The organism is Kribbella endophytica (assembly GCF_054781295.1).
The window spans coordinates 196,792-215,525 of record NZ_BAAGUR010000005.1 but is presented as its reverse complement, the minus strand read 5'-3'; the positions used below and the strand labels follow the sequence as shown (position 1 = coordinate 215,525).

Genomic DNA, 18,734 nt, shown 5'->3' with positions numbered 1-18,734 from the left:
CAGCACGACAGCTCACCTGAGGTGATCTGTCGTGCTGTAAGTGCGGAAGTTCTCGAAGAGGTCGGGTGGACCGACCTGGCCACCTTTCAGGACGACGAGCAGGCCGTTCAGTCGTTCGTCCTGTGCGGTGACTCGGCAGAGCGGAGTCCCCAGGCCGGTGGGTTCCACCAGCTCGAGTGCGGTGACGCCGAGCTCTTGCAGGACCCGGCCGGAAGTGTCGCCGCCGGCTACCACCACCTTCCGTACCTCGGTGCTGTGGGCAACCATGCGCACCACCTCGGCCAACCCGCGGGACAGGTGGGGGAGAGTATCGGTGTCGGCAGGACCGCGAGGTTGGGAGGCTTTGCCCGTGTGGACGACCACACCGGGGGTGCCGGCGTTCAGGGCTTTGATGGCTTGGTGGGGAGTGGACTCGGTCAGAGGTAGGGCGGTCCAGCCGGCCGTGATGGCTTGTTGGATTTGGTGGGCTGTTAGCGGGGATTGGCTGCCTGAGACGGCAAGGGCCTGGGGAGAGGAGGTTGTCCGCGGGGCGGGGCGGTGTGAGGGCCTGCTGGAAATGAGGTTCAGGGCCAGGGCTCGGGAGAGACCGCCGGAGCCCATAGCGAACTGGGGGTGTTGGGTGCGGAGGATCGTGGCACCGATGGTGTTGAGGTCGGTGTCGGTCAGAGCATCCAGGACCACTACGGCCTGCTGGAGTTGGGCGTAGTGGTGGGGGAGGTCGGCGTAGAGGGTCAGGTCCAGGGAGGTGATGGACAGGTTTGTCTGCGCGGCAAGGTGGAGGCGGAGGTCTGATTCGCGCATGGGGGTGGCCGGGTGGGTGGACATGGTGGGCTGGCGGTCCAGGCGGTGGATGGTGCCGGACTCGGCCGCGAAATGGTGGGCGAAGGCTGTGTAGCGGCCCAGCGACGGCTGGGCGGCGAGGAACGGGATGGGGGCGGGGCCGAAGATCGAGCGGGCGACTTCGAGGGCTCGGCCGAGGCTGCCGAGGGTGGGGGAAGAGTCGGCGGTGGAGCAGATCTTGTACTGGACGACGCGGGGGCCGAGGTCGCGCAGCGCGGTGAGGATCGGGCGGATCTCGGCTTCCATCGCGTCGGGTGGCAGTGAGCGAGCGATGCCGGCGATGCCGATGACGTCGTACTCGGTAGCTAGTGCGCGGAGCTTGTCAGGGGCAGGGAGGTCGACGAGGAGAATCGAGCGGAGGCCCAGCAGTTCGTACTGGAGAAGCGCGTCCGTCGAGCCGGTGAAGTCGTCGGCGTAGAAGGCTGCTTCAACCACGCGGGGCGCCGAAGGTTTCGAGGGCTCGGCGGAGTGCCGGTACGGCGGAGGCGGTGGCCGTGAGGTCGCCGCCTTCGACTGCGCACTGCCAGGCGGCTCGCATCGCCGTCACGCCGGCGCCTGGGCCGTCCGGGTGGCCGTGGATGCCGCCGCCGGCGAGGACGAGGAGATCTGTGGTGCCCGTACGCCGGTAGGTTTCCGGCGCGAGGCCGGCTGACTGGCCGGAGGACAGGACCGGCAGGGTTTCGTACCCGCCGAGCAACGGTTCGCGTACGGCTGCGATCGAGCGCAGGACCTCCTCGTCGGTCTCGTAGAACTTGTTCGACAGGCCGTTGGTGTGCAGGTGGTCGGCGCCCGCCAGTCGCGCGAGTTTGGACCAGGCGATGAAGTCGATGCCGAGCTGCGGGGCCCGGGTGTAGACGCCGGTCATGGCTCGGTGGCCGTGGATGGGGAGGTCGCAGCGTTGCCGCAGCCAGGCGAGCCCGGCGAGGCCGATGAGGTTGACGCACGCCATCACGCAGGTGCCGCCGGCCTTGGCGACCAGTTCGGCGTTGGACGCCATGCGGTCGAGGTCGTCGGTGATGTTGAACGCGTACATCGGTCGGCGGCCGGTGCGTTGGGCGACGCGGTCCAGTTCCTCGGTCACCACGGCGACCCGGTCGGGGAGCGGCGAGTGAGGTGGGTTGCCCATCAGCTCGTCGTCCTTGATGAAGTCGATGCCGGCCTCGGCCAGTTCGCGTACGACGATGCGCAGTTCGTCGAGGGGGAGCCCGATGCTGGGCTTGATGATCGTGCCGAGCAGTACGCCGGTTGGGCGGTTCAGGATCGCGCGGGTGCCGGCGATTCCGTGCTGCGGACCTGGGTACCGCTCGGCGAACGCCGACGGCAGGTCGAGGTCGACGAGTCGGATGCCTGCCAGCTGTCGGAGCTCGAAGAGATTGCCTGCGACGGCGGCAAGTAGGTTCGGCAGAGAGGGGCCGAAGTTGTCCAGCCCGAAGGCGATTCGGACCTGCGCGCTGCGACGCGAAGCACCCGAAGGGTGGATGGCGCCCGGCAGATCCGCATGCCCGGTCGGTTCCAGCTCCTCGATCGCCACCACCCGAGCAGCAAACTGCTCCCGCAGCTCGGCAGTCTCCCGAGCGACAGCGACGAAGGTCCCGGTCGACTGCTCACCTGCGATCGTCGCGGCTGCCTCCTCCAGGGGAAGGTACGTCTCCACCAGGCACGTCGCCACGACCTCAGCACGCACAACCCCGTCGCCGCTCATCGGGTTGGGTCGATCTGGGTTTTGAGTTGGTCGGCTCCGGCGTCGATCGCAGTCAGCACGTCGGCCACGCGGTCGAGGCCGACCACCTCGGTGATGTATGGCCGTACGTCGAGCACTCGCTGGTTCACGAGCGACGCTGCCGCTCGGAAGTCTGCTGGTGTGTAGATCGTTGAGCCTAGGATCCTGATCTCCTTCAGTACTACCGGGTTCAGGTCTACGGTCAGCGGGCCCGAGAACATGGGCAGCAGCACGACGCGTCCCCGCGGGCGGCACAGCGCCAGCGCCTCCGCGAGGCACGAGGGGTGGCCGGAAGCGACAACCACCACGTCGAATCCCTCGCCGTCGGTCGCCGAAGCTCCGGCGGCCAGCAGGTCAGCACCGGCCGGATCAACCACGTGAGGGACGCCCTGCGCGCGAAGGAAGTCTCGGTTGTACGGCTTGATGTCACTCACTATGACCGTCGAGGCGCCTCGCAGTCGGCTGACCGCGGCCACGAGGCTGCCGATCGCCCCGCCTCCGAGCACGGCCACGGACTCACCCGCATGAACCGTCTCCGTCGAGTGCCAGGCCACGGCGACTGGCTCGATCATCGCGCCCTCGTCGAAGCCGATTTCGTCCGCCAGCGGGACCAGCACTCGCGCGGGCGCTGCGAAGTACTCGCTGAGCATTCCCGGCCATCCACCGCCAGGCACCAGCTTTCCTTCGCACAGATGACCAAGCCCTGCCTCGCAACGCGTGCACTCTCGACAAGACAGCGCAGGCAGTACGGCGACCCGGTCGCCTACCGAGAAACCGGTCTCTCCGGCAGGCACGGCCACGACCTCGCCGGCGCCCTCGTGCCCCAGCACCACAGGCGGTTTGCGGAACGGATGGTGCCCGCGCCACGTGTGCAGATCGGAGCCGCACAACCCGACCGCCCGCATCCGCAGAAGAAGGTCCTGCCCGACTCCAGGTGCCGGGACATCGACCACCGCGACCTGGCGGGGTTGCTGTAACAGGGCTGCTCTCACGAGGCGTCCTCCTTGTCCGGAACCGGACACATCCGGCGGGAAACCCCAAGCAAACAAGGGCAACCAGGGCCGGAGAGTGGTTGGGCCGTTGACATCGTACCCCGATCGGGTAAAGGTTTTCCTCATGGCGATGATCCCGGCGACACTGCTGCTGGAGGAACGGGCCGCGCGGGCGATGAACGCGGTCGCGGGCCTGGCCGACGACGAGCAGGACGGCATCCCGTTCTTCAGCGCGAACCTGCTGGCCCGTCCGGCCAGGCTCGAGCACGGCGACTGGGACTACGGGTCCAGCCACGGCCGGCTCACCGACGCGTACCTGCTGGCCCGGCAGATGACCGGCGGCAAGGACTGGGACCCGAGCTGGCACGCGACGGCCGAGCGGTACCAGCAGACCTTGCTCGAGCTGCTCAACGAGGACGGCTTGACCTACCGACGCGAGCACCCGCGCGGCCACTGGAAGGCGCACGCCAACCTGATCGACCAGCGCGCGACTCTGCTCGCGCTGACCACCACCGTGATCGCGACCGACGACCCAGTGGCCCGTACGGCGGCCGACCGGCAGGTGGCAGCGCTCAAGCGGATCGCGATCAAGGAACGCGACGTCTGGTTCTACCCGGCCTCGGAGTACACGCCCGCCGGCTGGCCGTCCTCGAACGCGATCGACCTCCACCTGGCGCCGGACCCTGCGTCGTTCTCCGGTCGCCTGATCATGCCGCTGCTGCGCTACCACCAGGCGACCGGCAACACCGACGCCCTGGAGCTGTGCGAGTGGTTCGCCCGCCTGATCGTGGACAAGAGCGGCGTCTTCCTGCCTGACGGCAGCTTCAACCCGGCGCGCATCTTCCGCAGCGGCCACTTCCACACCCGCGTCGGGACGCTGGAGGGCCTGGCCAGGCTGGCGGGGCACACGGGGGACCACGCCCTGACCCAGTTCGTACGACGCAGCTACGACTGGGTGCTGACCCAGGCGACGGCGTACGGGTGGACGCCTGGTGATCTGGCCGACCAACGGTACGAGCACGAGACGTGCTCACTCGTCGACCTGATCGGTCTCGGCAGCACGCTGGCGGACAGCGGCCACCGGGAGTACTGGTCGGTCGTCGAGCGGTTCACCCGCAACCATCTGGCCGCGTCGCAGCTGCTCGACGTGGACTGGGTCGAGTCCGCGCCCGACCGCGACAACGATGTACCAGGCTGGCGGACGCACGTCGACGTCGGCGAGCGGGTCCTCGGTGCTTTCTGCGGGTACGGCGCGCCGAACGACTACGTCTCCGACGTACCGCTGGGTCGCGGCCACACGAACGACGTCCAGGCGTGCTGCGTCGGCTCCGGCGTCCGCGGGCTGTTCTGGGCCTGGAACAGCATCGTCACCGGTGACAGCACTGTTGCCCGCGTCAACCTGCTGCTGTCCAGAGCACACCGGTACGTCGACGTCCTGAGCCACCTGCCGGTGGAGGGCAAGGTCGAGCTCCTGGTCAACGAGCCGGTCGACGACCTGCGCGTCCGCGTGCCGCACTGGGCCGGGTACGCCCGGCTGACCCTGCAGCGCGAAGGCGAGCCCGACCGCACCGGCGCCGAGCGCATCTGGGCGCCCGACGGCTACCTCTCGATCCCACGCGCGCGACCGGGCGAGCGGATCGTCGTGACCTTCCCGATGGTCGAGCACAGCAGCACCGAACTTGCGGCAGGCAACGAGTTCCGGACCGGCTGGCGCGGCGACGACGTCGTCGCGATCGAGCCGCCGGGCCGGTCCAGGCCGATGTACGGCGACCGCCCGGAACACGCCGGCGGCACACGCGACTACGAGCTCCACCGACCCGAGACGGAGTGGTCCTGGTGACAACTGGCTGGGTGCTGACCGACCCACCGACCGGTACGGCGCTGACGCCGTACGACCTGCGCTGCGAACATCTGACCGAGCCGCTCGGCATCGGCACCGCGCAGCCGCGATTCAGCTGGCGGCTCGCCTCGCCGGTCCGCGGCGATCGGCAGGAGGCGTTCCGCGTCCGGGTCGAGCGGGACGGCGTCCAGGTGTGGGACAGCGGCTGGCGCCCGGACGGTACGACGTCCGTCGACCACGGTGGCGCGCCGCTGACCTCGCAGACCGACTACACCTGGTACGTCGAGGTCCGCGACGTTGCCGGGGCCGAGACGAGCGCGTCGGCGACGTTTGCCACCGGCATCTTTCACGCCGACGAGTGGCAGGCCCGCTGGATCGAGCACGACTACGACACCGAGCCGCCGTTCGAACCACCGGTGGACCGGGTCGAGCCGCGCTCCGAGCGTTCGTCCACGCTGGCCGCGCCTCGCTACCTCCGCCGGTCGTTCGAGCTGAGCAAACCGATCGTCCGGGCCCGCGTCCACGCGACCGCCCACGGGCTGTACCAGCTGCAGGCGAACGGACAGCGGATCGGGAACGACGAGCTGACCCCCGGCTGGACCGACTACCGCTACCGCCTGGCGTACCAGACGTACGACGTGACCGACCTGCTCCAGGAAGGCGAGAACGTGCTCGGCGCGATCCTCGCCGAGGGCTGGTGGTCCGGGTACGTCGGCTGGGACACCCGCCACCAGGCGCACCACTACGGCAAGAAGCCGCAGCTGCTGGCCCAGCTCGTGATCGACCATCCGGACGGCACCCGCACAGTGGTCGGTACGGACTCGACCTGGCAGGAACGCACCGGACCGCTCAGGTTCGCCGACCTGCTGATGGGGGAGTCGTACGACGCCCGCCTGGAGCTGGGCGACTGGTCCAGCCCGGGCTACGCGCTCGACCAGCCCTGGGCTCCGACGGGCGAGGCCGGTTCCGACATCACCACACTCGTTGCCTCCAGCACCGAACCCGTACGGGTCACCGAAGACCTGCCCGCGGTTTCGATCGACCGGCGCGCGGACGGCCGGTACGTCGTCGACCTCGGCCAGAACATCGCCGGCCGGATCCGGTTGAAGATCCACACAGCAGAAGCCGGCGACCGGATCCGGCTGCGGCACGCCGAGATGCTGGAGGACGGCGAGGTCTACACGGCCAACCTGCGCACCGCCGACGCGACCGACTACTACGTCAGCGCGGGCGCCGCCGAGGAGACCTTCGAGCCGTCGTTCACCGTGCACGGCTTCCGCTACGTCGAGATCGACGGCTACCGCGGCGAGCTGACCACCGACGACGTCATCGGGCGCGTGCTGCACTCCGACACTTCGGTCGCCGGCCGGTTCGAGTGCTCCGACCCGGGCGTCAACCAGCTGCTGAGCAACATCCGCTGGGGTCAGCGCGGCAACTTCGTCAGCGTGCCGACCGACTGCCCGCAGCGCGACGAACGCCTTGGCTGGACGGCGGACGCGCAGATCTTCCTGCCCACCGCCGCGTACCAGGCCGACGTCCAGACCTTCTTCACCAACTGGCTCGCGGACCTGGCGGTTGCCCAGACGCCGGAGGGCGCGGTCCCGGATGTGATCCCGCACCTGATCACCGGCCGGCACGGCACCCCGGCGTGGTCCGACGCCGCGACGATCGTGCCGTGGACGCTCTACCGCGGGTACGGCGACGAACGCGTCCTGCGCGAGGCCTGGCCGTCGATGCGCGCCTGGGTCGACTTCGTGCACGACGCCAACCCCGACCTGATCTGGCGCCATCGCACCGGCGGTCACTACGGCGACTGGTTGCAGGTCGGCGTCGTCACCGATCGCGACGTGCTCGCGACGGCGTACTTCGCGCGCAGTGCCGAGCTGACCGCGGAGGCCGCGCGTGTGCTGGGGTTGGAGGACGAGGCAACGAAGTACGGCGAACTGCGCGGCCGGATCGCCGCAGCCTTCGTTGCCGAGTTCATCGATGACGAAGGCAAGGTCCGCGGCGACACCCAGACCGGATACCTGCTCCCGCTGGCGTACGGGCTGCTGACCGAGGATCTCGAGCAGGAGGCGGTGAAGCACCTGGTCGCCGACCTCGAACGCCGGGATCGTTCGCTCACGACCGGGTTCGCCGGGGTCGCGCTGCTGTGTCCGGTGCTGGCGAAGTACGGGCAGCTGGAGCTCGCGTACGACCTGCTGCACGACGACCGGTATCCCTCGTGGGGCTACTCGATCCGGCACGGCGCGACGACGATCTGGGAGCGCTGGGACGGCTGGACTGAGGAGCAGGGCTTCGGCCCGGTCGCCATGAACTCGTTCAACCACTACTCGCTGGGCTCGGTCGGCGCGTGGCTCTACAGCGACGTCGCCGGCATCGACCAGGCGCCGTCGTCGGTCGCCTTCCGCGACCTGGTGATCCGGCCGCGACCGGGCGGGCGGCTGGACTGGGCGCAGGCAACGTACAACACGCCGTCGGGCCAGGTCAGCACGCGCTGGCAGATCACGGACGGACTGTTCCGCCTGGAAGTCGAGGTCCCGCCGGGGACGACGGCGACCGTCCATGTGCCGACCAGCGATCCGGCGTCGGTGCGCGAGTCCGGCAGCCCGCTGCAAGGCGATGTGCAGGATGGTGTGGTGGTCGGCCGGATCGTGTCCGGTCGCTACAGCTTCGAGAGCAGGATCTAGCGCTTGGCCGTACGCCGGGCGCGAGGCACCGGTCCGGTAGAGCCTCGCACCACCAGCTCACCCGACAAGTGCGTCGCCCCGGCCGACGGATCGCTGCTGAACCGGCTCCACGCGAGCCGGCCCAGCTCGACCGTCGACACGGCGAACGTGGTCAGGCCGGGGTCGGTGTGTGCGCTCATCGGCGCGTTGTCGATCCCGGCCAGCGACAGCTCACCCGGTACGTCGACGCCGAGCTCCCGCAGCCGCGTGAACACCCCGAGCGCGACGTGGTCGTTGAACGCGATCACGGCTGTCGGCTTGTGCGTCAGCGCCTGATCGACCGCCGCGTACCCGTCCTGCATCGCCGACCCGCACGGAACCTGGATGACGGTCTGGCCCAGCGCCTCGGCCGCCCGGAACCCGCGCTGCCGTTGCCGGTCGGACCAGGCGTTCGGTGGCCCCTGCAGGTAGACGATCCGCTGGTGCCCGAGCGACGCGAGATGCTCGCACAGCAACCGGATGCCGTCCTGGTAGTCGACCACAACAGCCCCGATCGACGAGTCCCGCAGAACCCGGTTGATCAGCACCAACGACCGGCTCGCGGCGGCAACCTCTTTCAGCCGCGGCGTACTCATCCGCGGCGCGCAGAGCAGCAGCCCGTCGACCCACCGGGCCAGCTCGATCGCCGACTGGTACTCGCGGTCGGGGTCCTCGTCGGTCCCGGCGACCAGCGTGTGGTGCCCGTCCTCGGCCGCCTCCTCGGCGACTCCCTTGAGGATCTCCGCGAAGTACGGGTTGCCGAGATCGGGCGCGACGACCCCGATCGTCTGGCTGCGTCCGCGCAGCAGCGTCTGTGCCGCCGGGTTCGGCCGGTACCCGACCTCGCGGGCAGCAGCGCGCACCCGGTCGCTGACCTCGGCCGACACCGCCTTACCGCCGCTCAGCACCCGCGACACCGTCGCCGTGGACACCGCGGCGATCCGCGCCACGTCGTGGATCGTGGCCCGGCCGGGCGTCCCGGCAGCGTCTCTGGTCGGCTTGCTCACCCCGTCATTGGACCATGACCGGCCCCGCGAGCGGAGCAGGACCGTCGATGGGCGGTTCGCCGGCACCGACCAATCCCTTCCAGTGTTGAGAGGTAAAGCTTTTCCCGCCGCAGCCGCCGAGGTCTTGACGTGCTCGTCGTGCGCTGAGAACGTAGCCGGGAAAAGGATTACCTTCCCGCCGCCCCGAGGGAGATCGTCGTGCGTCAGCTCCGCCTGTCCGTGGTCAGCGTGTGCCTGGCGATCGGTCTCGTCGCCGCTGCGCTGAGCGCCGAGGCAACACCCGCCGCCGCGAACCCGGCGACCTTCGGGCCGTTCGACCCGCGGATCGAGTTCCAGGGCCACTGGGCCAAGGACGACGACCTGGCGACCACGGTCAACTCGGGTTCGTCGCTGCGGTTCCGGTTCACCGGCGGCCAGGTCGGCGCGTGGTTCGAGACCGAGGCGATCACCTCGCCGGCTCAGCTGCTCGTGTCGATCGACGGCGCCGAACCAACCCTGGTGAAGGTCGACGAGGACCACAAGCTCTTCGCCGAGGGCCTCGACCCCGCCGTACCGCACACCGCCGAGATCGCGGTCAAGGACGTCGACGAGTACGTCAACCGCTGGATCACCCCGGTGCAGTCCGGTGTCGTGCTCTCGAAGCTCGAGCTCGCGCCCGGCGCACAGCTGGTGCCGTTGCCGTCGACCCCCGATCGCCGCCTGGAGTTCTACGGCGACTCGATCACGCAGGGCGTGATGGCCTTGTGCCCGGAGCTCGGCAGCGACTGCGCGGACGGGACCAAGAGCTACGCCCACCTGGTCGGCCGGGCGTTCGGCGCGGCGACGAACCAGGTCGGCTTCGGCAAGCAGGGCATCATCCAGCCCGGTCACGGCAACGTCGGTACGGCGGCCGAGTCGTTCGGCCTGAACCTGGCCGGCTTCCCGGCCGAGCCGTTCGATCCCGGCGCCGTCGTCGTCAACTTCGGCACCAACGACGCGCCGCACGCCGACAGCGAGTTCGACCCGAAGTACCTGGCCTACCTGCGCCAGGTCCGCGCCGCGAACCCGAAGGCCCTGATCCTCGCACTGCGCCCGTTCAACGGCACCCACGCGAGCGGCATCGCCACGGCGGTCAAGGCAGCGAAGGACCGGCGGATCGCGTACGTCGACACGACCGGCTGGCTGAGCCCCGCCGACTACAACGGCAGCACCCACCCGAGCGTCCAAGGCCATCAGATCGCGGCCACCAGGCTGGTGAAGGTCCTCGAGAAGCTGACCGGCTGGCGCGCCTCCAGGCCCGGCGACACGACCTCACCTCGCCTCGCACCGACCGGCCTCACAGGATCCTGCACAGACACCCCGCTGCGCCTGACCTTCGACGGCCCGGTCCAGCTCGGCCGGACCGGCAAGCTTCGGATCCACCAGGTCGGCGGGGGAGTGGTGGACACGATCGACCTCGCCGACTTGACGTCGTACCAGCGGTACGTCGGCGGCGCGCGCTCCGACTTCGGCGAGCTGCACCGGTGGACCTACCAGCCGATCGTCGTCGACGGCCGGACCGTCTCGATCAACCCGCACGAGCGCCTGGCCGCCAACAGCCTGTACTACGTGACGGTCGACCCCGGCTTCGTCGTCGGCCACCCGGGCATCACGGCCCCGGCGAAGTGGCTGTTCCGCACCAAACAGGACCCGAGGCCCACCAGCACCCGGCTGAGCGTCGACGGCCGCGGCACCGCCGACTTCTGCACCGTCCAGGCCGCGATCGACTTCGTGGCGGAGGGCAACGACCACGAGACGAGGATCGACGTCGCCCCGGGCCGCTACCGCGAGCTGATCTACGTCCCGCAGACCAAGCCGCACGTCACGATCGTCGGTGCGGGCGCCGGCCGGACCGAGATCGGCTACCCGAACAACAACCTGCTCAACGGCGACTACGCGATGGCGAACGTGCCCATCGAGCAGGCCTACTGCCCCCGCCGCGTGCTGGACCAGCCCGACCGGTTCAACTGCTGGCGCGCCGCATTCGGCGTCGACGCCGACGACTTCTCGCTCGCCGACGTGACCGTCCGCAACCTCACGCCGTACCGAGGTTCGCAAGCGGAGTCGTTCCGCGGCAACGGCAACCGGATCGTGCTCGCCCGGGTGCGCGTCCTCGGCTTCCAGGACAGCCTGCGCCTGCAGGGCCAAGGGTTCGTGACCGACAGCTACGTCGAAGGTGACGTGGACTTCGTCTGGGGGACCGGCGGCGTTTTCGTCCAGGACTCCGAGCTGAAGGCCCTGCACGCCGGCTACTACAACCAGGTCCGCAATCCCGACAACGGGCCCGGCAACATCTTCGTCCGGGTCCGGCTGACCCGTGGCCCCGACGCTCCTGACGACAGCGTGTTCCTCGGGCGCGTCGAGCTGAGCCGGTTCCCGACCAGCCAGGTGGTGTTCCTCGACTCCGCGATGGACCGCCACGTCAAGACCACCGGCTTCCAGGTCACCAGCCCGAACGACTGCGCCGCGGCCGGTCAGCTGCGGTTCTGGGAGTACGGCAGTACCGACCTGGCCGGCCACCCGGTCGACACGAGCACACGGCTGGCCTGTTCCCGGCAGCTGACCGCCGCCGAAGCCGCGCCGCTGCGCGATCCGGCGACCGTGTTCGGCGGCTGGCACCCGGTCGTCCCGACCTCCCGCTCCGAAAGGTGAAACGATGTCCGCACTGAACCGCAGGTCTGTCCTGGGTGCCCTGGGCACCATCGCGGCGACGACCGCCACCGGCATGACGGCGTCCGCCACACCGACCACCACGGGAGGCACGGTGACCGGCAGCAAGCACCCCGCCCCGCGCCCGGTCGCGCCGGTGAACGCGGAGATCGCTGCGGCGCACTCGGCGGCGTACAAGTCGCTGCCGCAGGTGGTGGTCGACGTCGACGTCGAGGACCTGATGAAGGTCCACACCGAAGCGGACGCCGACGCGCTGCGGCCGCAGTTGATCGCGCAGGTCTGGAAGGACACCGGTGCCCTGCCGACCGCTCTGCCGACGGTACGGCGCAACGTCGGTACGCCGGCCGAGCTGCCCGCGTTCTCCGGCGTACGGCGCTACGACCGGCTCGAGGTGGCGATGCCGTTCGGGTACGTCGCCACGGTCTTCCTGCTGGAGCCGGTACGGCGGACGCACCGGCGCGTGGCGCTCTACCACAACGGCCACGGCGAAGGCTTGGAGACGATGCAGCGGACCGCCCAGGGACTGCTGGACCACGGCTACGTCGTGCTGCTGTTCGCGATGCCGTTCTACCACTGGAACCCGAAGACCATCCAAGATCCGGCCGATCCGACCGTGCAGCAGCAGCCGTCGCACAACGACCTCAACCTGTGGGAGTCCGAGCAGTACTCGCCGCTGGCGCTCTTCCTGGAGCCGCTGGCCGTCGCGATGAACCACGTGCAGGCGGCGTACCGGCCGTCGTCGGTGCAGATGGTCGGCCTGTCCGGCGGTGGCTGGGCGACCACGATCTACCCGGCGCTCGACACCCGGATCACCCGCTCGTACCCGACGGCCGGCTCGCTGCCGTTCTTCGTCCGGCCCGGCTCACCGAAGCCGAGCCCGACGCGCGGCGACTGGGAGCAGCGGCAGGACAAGCAGCCGGGCTTCTACGGGCTGGCCGACTTCCCCGACCTCTACGCCCTCGCCGCGGCCGGCCGGAACCGCCGGCAGCTCCAGATCCTCAACCGGTTCGACGAGTGCTGCTTCAACGGCGTCGGCCACCGCAGCTACGAGGCCGCTGTCCGGCAGCGGATCGCGGTGATCGGGACCGATGCCGTCAGCAACGAGTCGAACGGGCACTGGGAGCTGCTCGAGGACGCCACCCACGGCGACCACACGATCAGCCCCTACGCGCTGTCGGTGATCCTCTGGGACCTCGACGTCCACTGCGCGCACCTGCCGTAGCGGCTCACTGCAGGTCGGTCGGCGAGCTCGCCGACCGACCGTTGACCGTGACGTTGTCGAGGCTCACGTCGGCGTACTCGATCGTGCTGGGTGCTTCGATCTCGGTGAACGTGCAGTCGACGAGGCGGAGACCCTGGATCGGCGAGCGCTTGTACCCGCGGACGTGCAGAACGTTGCGGGCGTGGCCGACGGTGACGTTGCGCAGCTCGACGTTGCGGACCAGCGGCGTCAGCGGGCCGGTGTCGCCCTCACCGCGGTGGAAGTTGCACTGGACAACCTCCTTGGTGAGGTGCGAGATCGTCAGGTCCTTCAGGTAGATGTTCTCCGCGAAGCCGCCGCGGATCGAGTTCGTCTTGATATACAGCCCGAAGTACAGCCGCGGTGAGCCGATCACGCAGTCCCGGACGTACAGGTTGCGCACCCCGCCGGTCATGTCCGACCCGATGGTGATCGCGCCGTACTTGACCGTCAGCGTGCACTGCTCGACGACGATGTCCTCGGACGGTACGCCGACGCGCAGGCCGTCGTTCTCGCGGCCGGACTTGATCACGACGCAGTCGTCGCCGGCGGTGATGTCGCAGCCGCGGATCAGCACCGACCGGCAGGACTCGATGTCGATCCCGTCGTTGTTCGGGCCCTCGGAGTCGATCACCAGGTCCCGCACGGTGACGTTGCGGCACAGCACCGGGTGCACCTCCCAGAACGGCGACCGGACGATCGTCACGCCCTCGATCAGCACGGCGTCGCAGTCGTAGGGCTGGATGAAGCTCGACCGCAGCTGGTAGCCGTCGCCGTACACACGCTCGGACACCGGAACGCCGTCGGCGCCCTGCTGCCGGAGCTTCGCGAAGTCGTCGTCGCACCGGTGGAACCAGCCCCACCAGCTGTCCCAGCCGGCGCCACCGTCGAGCGTGCCCGCGCCGGTGATCGCGATGCCGGTGCAGCCGTTCGCGTAGATCATCGGTGAGTAGTTGAGCACCTCGACGCCCTCGTACCTGGTCTGTACGACGGGCAGGTAGTCGGCCGGGTCGCCGCTGAACAGCAGCGTCGCGCCCTCCGCGAGATGCAGGTTGACGCCGGACAACAGATGCACGGCACCGGTCAGGAAGGTGCCGGGTGGAACCAACACCCGGCCACCACCGGCCGCTGCACATGCCTCGATGGCCGCGCGGATCTGCGACGTGCACTTGGTCTGCCCATCCGCGACCGCGCCGTACGCCGTGATCGGGAAGTCCCGGTCGGGGAACTGCGGCGGCCGGATGTCGGCCAGGATGCGGTCGACGTCGTCCCACCCGGCCGGCATCAGAGCAGCTGGGCAGGGTCGGTGATCTGCTGCCCGTTGACGGTGAAGTTCTCGAACGACATGTCGACGTCCTTGATCGTGCTGGCGGCGTCGATGCTGGTGAACGTGCAGTCGATCATCCGGAAGTCCTGGATCGGCGAACGCGGGTAGCCGGTCATCGAGAAGGCGTTGCGGGCGTGCCCGACGGTGATGTTGCGCAGCTCGACGTTGCGCACCCGCGGGGTCAGCGGGCCGGTGTCGCCCTCGCCGCGGTAGAAGTTGCAGGACACGACTTCCTTGGTGAGGTTCGAGATCTGGATGTTGTCCAGGTAGATGTTCTCCGCGTAGCCGCCGCGCACCGAGTTGGTCTTGATGTAGAGCCCGAAGTACTGGTACTCGCTGCCGATCCTGCAGTTGCGGACGAACACGTTGCGCACGCCGCCGGTCATCTCGGACCCGATCGTGATCGCGCCGTACCGGATGTTCATCGTGCAGTCCTCGATCAGGATGTTCTCCGACGGCACGTTCACCCGCAGCCCGTCGGTGCCGCGGCCGGACTTGATCGCGATGCAGTCGTCGCCGACGTCGAACGTGCAGTTGCGGATCACGACGTACTGCGAGCACTCGGGATCGACGCCGTCGTTGTTCGGGCCGCGGCTGTCGATGTGCACGTTCTGCACGGTGACGTTGCGGGACAGCACCGGGTGGATCTCCCAGAACGGCGAGCGCAGCAGCTTCACGCCGTCGATCAGCACGTTGCGGCAGTGGTAGGTCTCGATGAACGCGGCCCGCAGGAAGTGGCCGCCGCCGAAGACGCGCTCGCGCACGGGCGTGCCCGCCTCGGCCATCGCGTTCAGGGTCTCGACATCGGTGGTGGTCTGGCTGACCCACGACCACCAGTTCTCGTAGTCGGCCTGGCCGTCGAGCGTGCCCGTGCCGGTGATCGCGATGTTGACGCAGTCGCGGGCGTAGATGAGCGGGGAGTAGTTCATCAGCTCGATGCCCTCGAAGCGCGTGAGGACGACGGGCAGGTACTGCTCGGGGTTGGTGCTGAAGAGCAGCGTCGCGCCTTCGGAGACGTGCAGGTTGACGTTGGACTGCAGGTGGATCGCGCCGGTGAGGAACGTCCCGGCCGGTACGACGACGCGGCCGCCGCCGGCGCGGTGGCAGGCCGTGATGGCGGCGCGGATCGCCGGGGTCGCGTCGGTGGTGCCGTCGGGGACGGCGCCGTACTTGGTGATCGGGTAGTCGCGGTGGCGGAAGCGAGGGGGTTTGGTCTCTCGGAGGATCTTGTGGACCTGGTCCCAGCCAGGCCCACCGTGTCCGTCGGCACCACTTGTTGTTGCAGCAACGGGGCTCACTCCCAGGCTGGTACTTGCGCCGGCGATCAGGGCGGCGCCGGCGGTCAGGCGGAGGAAGTTCTTGCGGCTGAGGTCGTCGTTCACCACGGGCGGTCTCCTTAAAGGGGGCGGTTACCGGTCGACCCGGACGCCGTTGATCCAGACCCGGTCCAGGCGCAGGCGTTCGACGTACTGAATCGTGTTCTCGCCTTCCATGCCGTCGAAGCGGCAGTTCTCCAGGCGGATCTCACGCAGCGGATCGGTGGCCAGGCCGAGCAGGTTCAGCGCGCGGGGCGCGCCGGCGGCGGTCAGGTGGCTGATGGTGATGCCGTGCAGGTCCGGCGGGTACGCGCCGGTGATCACGTTGGCGTAGTTGAGCACGATCTCGATCACCGAGTCCGCGGCCTGCCCGACGGTCACCCGGCGGACGTCGACGTTCGCGATCGTGCCGCCGCGTTGCGGGTTGCTCTTGATCCGGATCGCGCGTTCCAGCCGCGGGCTGCTCATCCGGCAGTCCCGGACGAAGATGTCGGTGATCCCGCCGGTGGTCTCGCTGCCGATGCTGACGCCGCCGTTGCCGTCGGCCATCTCGCAGTCGCGCACAACGGCGTACCGGGTCGGGACGTTCACCCGCCGGCCGTCGGCATCCTTGCCGGCCTTGAACGCGATGCAGTCGTCGCCGGTGGAGATCGTGCAGCGCTCGATCAGGACGTCGGTGCAGGACTCGGGGTCGATGCCGTCGTTGTTCGGTCCGTGCGGGCTGTCGATCGTGACGCCGCGGATCGTGACGTTGCGGCACAGCACCGGGTGCAGGTTCCACATCGGGGAGTCCTTGACCGTGACGTCCTCGATCAGCACGTTCTGGCAGCGGTTGAACTGGACGAGGTTCGGCCGCAGGTAGTGGCCCTCGCCGAAGACCCTTTGCTCGACCGGTACGCCGTTCTCGGCCATCGACAGCAGCAAGGTCTTGTCCGGGCTCTCGTTCGGCGGCGGGCCGTTGGTCCAGTCCCACCAGTGCGTCGCGTCAGCACGGCCGTCCAGCACGCCGTCGCCGGTGATCGCGATGTCGCGCTGCCGGTAGGCGTAGACGAAGGCGGAGTAGTTGTGGCACTCGGTGCCCTCGTACCGGGTCGGCACCACCGGCAGGTACGCAGCCGGGTCCTGGCTGAACGCGAGGCGGGACCCGGCGGCGAGGTGGAGATCCACGCCGCTGAGCAGGTGGATCGCACCGGTGCGGTAGTCCCCGGCCGGTACGAGGACATGACCGCCGCCGGCGTGGTGACAGGCGCGGATCGCGGCCCGGATCGCGGCGGTGCAGTCGGTCGCGTCGTCGCCGACCGCGCCGTACCGGGTGATGTCGAACCACCGGTTCGGGAAGCGCGGAGCGCGGATGCGACGGAGGATCCGCGCCATCTGAGCGTCGGCTGATGTCTCTACGGCGGCGGCCGGGGCGGTGCCGCCGCCGAAGACGAGACCAGCAGCCACCACGCCACCGGTCAGCAGAAAGCCACGTCGGCGGACCTCTTCAGGCATAGCGGTGCTCCGTTCAAGCCGACAAATGCAAACGATTGCAGTCGATCGAACACTGGCCTGCGCAGTGTGTCAACGGCTCGTCGCAACAAACCCTTGACCGGTCCGAAATCTCTTGGATACTTGCGGGCAAAGGTTTACCTATCGAGAGGTTCCGCCCATGAACCCCAGTCGCCGCCGGGTCCTCGGCCTCGGTCTCACCGGAGCAGTTGCCTTAGGCATTGGATCTGAGTTGACCGCGTCCGCACGGCCAGACGCCGAGCAGGCCGTGCGGGCGCGGATCCGGCCGCCGCGGTTCCCGGACCGGTGGTTCGACATCAGCCGGTACGGCGCGACGCCGGACGACGCGACCGCGGGGATCGCCCGCGCGATCCAGGCCTGCCACGCGGCCGGCGGCGGCCACGTCGTCGTACCGGCGGGGGTCTGGCAGACCGGCGCGATCAACCTGCTCAGCCACGTCGACCTGCACCTGCGCGAAGGCTCCACGCTGCGGTTCAGCACCGACCCGGCGGCGTACCTGCCGGTGGTCCGGACCCGGTGGCAGAGCGTCGAGGTCTACAACTACTCCTCGCTGATCCGTGCCGAGGGCCAGACCGACATCGCGATCACCGGTTCCGGCGTACTGGACGGTGCCGGTGACAACGAGCACTGGTGGTACCTGATCGGCAGCGGCCAGTACGGCTGGCACAGCGGCCTGCCCAACCAGCGCGCCGACTGGGGTGAGCTCGAGCGGATGAACAACGAGCAGGTCCCGGTCGAGCAGCGCGTCTTCGGCGAGGGCCACTACCTGCGGCCGAGCTTCATCCAGCCGTTCCGCTGCCGCAACGTGCTGATCGAGGGCGTCACGGTCAAGGACTCGCCGATGTGGACGATCCACCCGCTCGAGTGCGACAACGTGACCGTTCAGGATGTGACGATCCAGAGCCTCGGCCCGAACGGCGACGGCTGCAACCCCGAGTCGTGCACGAACGTGCTGATCCGCCGCACCACGTTCGAGACCCACGACGACTGCATCGCGATCAAGTCCGGCCGGGACGCCGACGGCCGCCGGCTCGGGCTGCCGTCGCGCGGGATCATCGTCGAGGACTGCACGTACCTGAGCGGCGGCGCCGCGGTCGCGGTCGGCAGCGAGATGAGCGGCGGGATCGAGGATGTCTGGGTCCGGGGCCTGCGGATGGTGGCCGACCCGGCCGCGGTCGAGGCGTACCTGCAGTGGGTGCTCTGCGTGAAGTCGACGTCGACCCGGGGCGGGTACGTGCGCAACATCAACGTCCGCGACGTCGACTGCCGGGCGTGGACGTACCGTCCGCTCGAGATCACCTTCAGCTACCAGGGCGGCGGCGACCAGGCCCTGTTCCCCGACGTACGGGACGTGCGGTTCGACCGGGTGCACGTCGCCCGGGCCGAGCGGGCGTACCGGATCGTCGGCGCGGAGACGGCGCCGGTCCGTTCGGTCGCGGTCACGAACAGTCGTTTCGACGTCGTCGCGGCGGAAGCTGTCGTACAGTACGCCGACGACGTACAGATCCGGAACGTACGGATCGGCGACTCCCGGGTGGGGTGAC

General features: G+C 69.2%; 12 protein-coding genes. 5 read left to right on the top strand and 7 right to left on the bottom strand.

From position 1 onward, the window contains the following. Positions 1-12 precede the first annotated feature (12 nt). Genes ACYVIO_RS36995 through ACYVIO_RS36985 form a run of 3 tightly spaced genes read right to left on the bottom strand, consistent with a single transcriptional unit; the run spans position 13 to position 3,678 of the window. Entirely contained in the window at positions 13-1,275 is a 1,263-nt protein-coding gene (locus tag ACYVIO_RS36995; RefSeq protein WP_460655651.1) for a four-carbon acid sugar kinase family protein, read from the bottom strand. Continuing rightward, positions 1,268-2,542, bottom strand: a complete 1,275-nt coding sequence (locus tag ACYVIO_RS36990; protein ID WP_460655650.1) for a RuBisCO large subunit C-terminal-like domain-containing protein — start codon at positions 2,540-2,542, stop codon at positions 1,268-1,270. Before ACYVIO_RS36990 ends, ACYVIO_RS36995 begins: the two co-directional genes overlap by 8 nt. Next, a complete protein-coding gene (locus ACYVIO_RS36985; protein ID WP_460655649.1) occupies positions 2,539-3,678 on the bottom strand; it encodes a zinc-dependent alcohol dehydrogenase in 1,140 nt (379 codons plus the stop codon). The genes ACYVIO_RS36990 and ACYVIO_RS36985 overlap by 4 nt, the downstream gene beginning before the upstream one ends. Here ACYVIO_RS36985 and ACYVIO_RS36980 point away from each other — a divergent pair. Then, positions 3,677-5,392 (top strand): glycoside hydrolase family protein, encoded by a 1,716-nt coding sequence (locus ACYVIO_RS36980; protein ID WP_460655648.1) that lies wholly within the window; start codon positions 3,677-3,679, stop codon positions 5,390-5,392. The two genes, ACYVIO_RS36985 and ACYVIO_RS36980, sit on opposite strands and share 2 nt — an antisense overlap. Beyond that, a complete protein-coding gene (locus tag ACYVIO_RS36975; protein WP_460655647.1) occupies positions 5,389-8,082 on the top strand; it encodes a glycoside hydrolase family 78 protein in 2,694 nt (897 codons plus the stop codon). Before ACYVIO_RS36980 ends, ACYVIO_RS36975 begins: the two co-directional genes overlap by 4 nt. Here the strand turns inward: ACYVIO_RS36975 and ACYVIO_RS36970 are convergent. Continuing rightward, positions 8,079-9,107 carry a LacI family DNA-binding transcriptional regulator gene (locus tag ACYVIO_RS36970; protein ID WP_460655646.1) on the bottom strand — a complete coding sequence of 343 codons (1,029 nt, stop codon included), beginning with the start codon at positions 9,105-9,107 and terminating at the stop codon, positions 8,079-8,081. The two genes, ACYVIO_RS36975 and ACYVIO_RS36970, sit on opposite strands and share 4 nt — an antisense overlap. Before the next feature lie 198 nt (positions 9,108-9,305). Between ACYVIO_RS36970 and ACYVIO_RS36965 the strand changes: the two genes are divergently transcribed. Beyond that, on the top strand, positions 9,306-11,777 hold the full coding sequence (locus tag ACYVIO_RS36965) for a pectinesterase family protein (protein ID WP_460655645.1): 2,472 nt from the start codon (positions 9,306-9,308) through the stop codon (positions 11,775-11,777). Positions 11,778-11,781: 4 nt separating this feature from the next. After that, complete coding sequence (locus ACYVIO_RS36960; protein WP_460655644.1) at positions 11,782-13,017, top strand: hypothetical protein; 1,236 nt, start codon at positions 11,782-11,784, stop codon at positions 13,015-13,017. 4 nt (positions 13,018-13,021) lie between these two features. On the opposite strand, the gene ACYVIO_RS36955 is transcribed toward ACYVIO_RS36960, so the two are convergent. From ACYVIO_RS36955 to ACYVIO_RS36945, 3 genes are read right to left on the bottom strand one after another with little or no spacing between them, the layout of a single operon-like run. After that, a complete protein-coding gene (locus ACYVIO_RS36955) occupies positions 13,022-14,320 on the bottom strand; it encodes a glycoside hydrolase family 28 protein (RefSeq protein WP_460655643.1) in 1,299 nt (432 codons plus the stop codon). Next, entirely contained in the window at positions 14,320-15,747 is a 1,428-nt protein-coding gene (locus tag ACYVIO_RS36950) for a glycoside hydrolase family 28 protein (protein WP_460655642.1), read from the bottom strand. Before ACYVIO_RS36950 ends, ACYVIO_RS36955 begins: the two co-directional genes overlap by 1 nt. 24 nt (positions 15,748-15,771) lie before the next feature. Beyond that, a complete protein-coding gene (locus tag ACYVIO_RS36945; RefSeq protein WP_460655641.1) occupies positions 15,772-17,172 on the bottom strand; it encodes a glycoside hydrolase family 28 protein in 1,401 nt (466 codons plus the stop codon). A 229-nt stretch (positions 17,173-17,401) separates the two neighbouring features. Between ACYVIO_RS36945 and ACYVIO_RS36940 the strand changes: the two genes are divergently transcribed. Next, positions 17,402-18,733, top strand: coding sequence for a glycoside hydrolase family 28 protein (locus tag ACYVIO_RS36940; protein ID WP_460655640.1), 1,332 nt, complete (start codon positions 17,402-17,404; stop codon positions 18,731-18,733). Position 18,734: the final 1 nt, after the last annotated feature.